The 3,407-nt window shown below is 40.5% G+C and carries 4 protein-coding genes; 2 read left to right on the top strand and 2 right to left on the bottom strand.

The window, feature by feature from the left end; all coding sequences use genetic code 11:
• Positions 1–528: 528 nt before the first annotated feature.
• Positions 529–774 (bottom strand): helix-turn-helix domain-containing protein, encoded by a 246-nt coding sequence (locus V7K15_RS15340; protein ID WP_334906333.1) that lies wholly within the window; start codon positions 772–774, stop codon positions 529–531.
• A 294-nt stretch (positions 775–1,068) separates the two neighbouring features.
• Between V7K15_RS15340 and V7K15_RS15335 the strand changes: the two genes are divergently transcribed.
• Together V7K15_RS15335 and V7K15_RS15330 are read left to right on the top strand one after the other, a co-directional pair.
• Entirely contained in the window at positions 1,069–1,605 is a 537-nt protein-coding gene (locus V7K15_RS15335) for a universal stress protein (RefSeq protein ID WP_334906334.1), read from the top strand.
• 134 nt (positions 1,606–1,739) lie between these two features.
• Positions 1,740–2,024, top strand: coding sequence for a DUF427 domain-containing protein (locus V7K15_RS15330; protein ID WP_334906332.1), 285 nt, complete (start codon positions 1,740–1,742; stop codon positions 2,022–2,024).
• Positions 2,025–2,166: 142 nt separating this feature from the next.
• On the opposite strand, the gene V7K15_RS15325 is transcribed toward V7K15_RS15330, so the two are convergent.
• Positions 2,167–2,388: a hypothetical protein gene (locus tag V7K15_RS15325; protein ID WP_334906331.1), complete on the bottom strand. Its 222-nt coding sequence runs from the start codon at positions 2,386–2,388 to the stop codon at positions 2,167–2,169.
• Positions 2,389–3,407 lie beyond the last annotated feature (1,019 nt).

Below are 3,407 nucleotides of genomic sequence, written 5' to 3'. Positions count from 1 at the left end.
ACGACGTGTCATGATAACACTCCTCACTCTTCTGAATTTTCCATCAGCCACTAATTCTAAAATAGATTGATGCCTATTTGATGACACACCCTAGTGATATAAATATAAATACTTTAGATTTATTCATTTATCTCCTGAAAGGTGCTACCCGTCCTTTTGATGATTCTATTTGGGAATGGTGGAGGTCACAGGAAAGAAATACTCCTACTAATTTGGGATGGTATATTGATTTAGGTATTCAGACTTGGAACTATAGGATTAAATAAACAACAGAAAATAAACAATTTATTGATTTCATAGATGTCATTTTTAGTCAAGCTTTAGGAGTAAAAGATAAATAACAATGTTTGAATCTAATTGACCATTCTATCAGCGCGATCGCACCCTCCCACTTTGCACACAGACCTAACCCCCCAACCCCCTTCCGCCTTCCCTACAAGGGAAGGGGGAGAAATTGGGCTCCCCTCTCCGCTTCGGAGAGGGGTTGCGGGATCGGTATTTTCCCTAGTTGGAATAATGGATTCTCAATTACGACTGTTCCTCATCCTTTTGTGAATCTTCCCAGAACAGCTTGACAAACTCCTCAGCCGCAGCAGGCTCAATTTCCTGTAGTGCTTTGCGAATTTTCACTACTGTATCACCCGGTGGATCTGCAACCTCATTCACCCAGCCAAAAACACTAGAACGATTGACTCTCATAAATACAGCCAATCGATTTTGGGTGATGCCATAAATTTCTAGTACCCGTTTGAGGGCTTTTCCTGCTTTTGCCATGCCTCTGATTTTGTCAGAGCCTTATAACCAAGTAAATGTTTGTAGTTGCGAACAAGATGGTAAGCTAATTATGTTTGTGATTATGAATATAAGTTTTAGTAACAATTTAGGTTAACTCTAATGAACCCTCAAATTATTTTGCTATATATATAAATATGGGGCGAAAACCTTTAAGAAATTTAAAATTCAAAAGTTACTAAACATAGTTGAGGGTTTGGTCATTTTTGACAATCCAGTATTTGGAAACCTGAAACCGTAAAGACCAATTACCAATGAAATCGGAGGTCTATTATGATGTTTAAAAAGATTCTAGTTGCGTTAGATCGCTCGGAAATAGGGCAACAGGTTTTTGAGGAAGCGTTGGGTTTAGCAAAGTTAACACAAGCTAGCTTAATGCTACTACATGTCTTATCTCCCGAAGAAGAGGGTAGTCCTTACGTCCCTATGCTGTCTAATTTGGACTACTATCCGGGATTGACAAGTCAAAGCTTCGAGTTATACCAAAACCAGTGGGATACCTTTAAAAATCAAGGAATCCAGATGTTGCAATCTTTCTGTGCCCAAGCTAACACAGCAGGTGTCACTACGGAATTTACACAAAATATTGGTAATCCTGGTCGGATTGTTTGTGACTTAGCCCGTAATTATGGCGCTGACCTAATTGTTATGGGGCGTCGGGGTCGTTCTGGAGTGATGGAACTATTTCTCGGTAGTGTGAGTAACTACGTGCTTCACCATGCTCCTTGTTCAGTGCATGTTGTACATCTTTCACTTACTCCTAAAACAGATGAACTTCTCAAAAAAACTACAAGCACTTTAAGGGTTCACTAAGCACTAACATTGCATAAATCGGGGGTGGTGGGAGGTGTAACCAGGGGCGCGATCGCCTGCTGCTCGTTTGACCACCTACAAATAAGCTGATCGTGTCAAAATGTTATGTGTATAGTTTATTTACAAAGTCATTTATGCCGAAAGCAATTTGGAATGGAAGTGTTTTAGCCGAGAGTGATAATACTGTAGTTGTGGAAGGCAACCATTATTTCCCTGTTGACACCATTAACAAGCAGTATTTCACTGAAAGCAACACCCACACCACTTGTCCTTGGAAAGGTGTCGCCAGCTACTACAGTATCGACGTTGATGGGCAAATTAATAAAGATGCTGCTTGGTACTATCCCAGCGCCAAGGAGAAGGCTAAGAATATTGAAGGTTATGTAGCTTTCTGGAAGGGTGTAAAAGTTGAGGCTTAATAAAGCTTCCTGGAAGTATTTTAGTTTCAGGGACATTGAGATTATGTCCGGCTAATTGCCCATAAAATACAAAGCCCGCGCAGAGAGAAGTCTGAGCGGGCTTTGTATTTAAACTATTTAAATCATTTATTCTAATACGTAATTATACTTTGGCTTTGCGAAACGCTGCTTGCTTTCTCTTCACCAGCCAAGCCAGACTACCAGCGATCGCACTTGCTTCGGGTACTCTTGTCAGGAAAACAACCTCACTGGCTGTAACAGTTATACTGCCTCCTGCTCCTGAATTAATGTTACCACCAGCGATCGCACTGGCTTGGGATAGTGGTTTCGATATAAAAAGATTATCGGCTCTGAGAGTTATCAAAAATTTGGGTTTAAAGCCCCGTGCTTCGTTTCCTTGACGATTTTACACTTACTCAAGCGTGGCGATCGCATGGTGTGCGATTTACTGCCACTGATATAATTTTATCAAAAAATTGGGTCTAAAACCCCGTCATAGATCGGACGGCTTTGTGGTAAAATGTATATACCGAAAGCAAGAAACGGATATCTTGAAAGTAAAAGTCAGGCATGAGCCGGGTCCTCCAAACGATATAAACTAGCTTGTATTTGTACCGATGGATAGTCGGGATAGGAAACTGTCTGGGCAATCAGAGCGTCGGGGATATGTGGGTAACTGCATATCTAGATAGTGGGTGAAAAACCGTAAGGCTGGTCTTGAGCGCAGTCGAAATGAAACAACCAGAAAATCTAAATCGTGAGGTTTAGAAGCCCCGTACCTTCAGGTCGGGGTCATGTCACAACAAATGAGTACCTCATTACGATATAGGAGTACCCCATTACGATAAATAAGTACCCCATTACGATAAAGGAGTACCTCAAAACGATATAGAAGTACCTCATTACGATAAAGGAGTACCTTAATACGATATTGGAGTACCTCAAAACGATATAGAAGTACTTCAATACGATAGAGGAGTACCTCAAAACGATAGAGGAGTACCTTAATACGATATTGGAGTACCTTAATAGGATATTGGAGTACTTCAATACGATAAAGGAGTACCCATTTATAATTAATGCTTAATTTGTTACCTTAAATTTTAAGAATTTGTTATGATGATTACGCGATCGCAGCGATCGCAGCAAATGAGTATCCATTTATTGAAAAGTTGGGTTTAAAACCCCGTTAGGACTTACGCAAACAATAAATAGCCGAAACCCTTATTTTCAGGTAGGGGCAATTCATGAATTGTCCCTACAGCGTGTCATTTTGCGTAAGTCCTACCCGTGCTTGTAGCACGGCTTTATATTTACCAGCATTGGATTTGCCACGAATATGTTAAGATACTAATTAGTACCGATGGACAGTCGGGAATCCAA

This window comes from Nostoc sp. (assembly GCF_036919815.1).
Classification (GTDB): Bacteria; Cyanobacteriota; Cyanobacteriia; order Cyanobacteriales; family Nostocaceae; genus Nostoc.
This window is presented reverse-complemented; position numbering and strand designations above follow the sequence as displayed.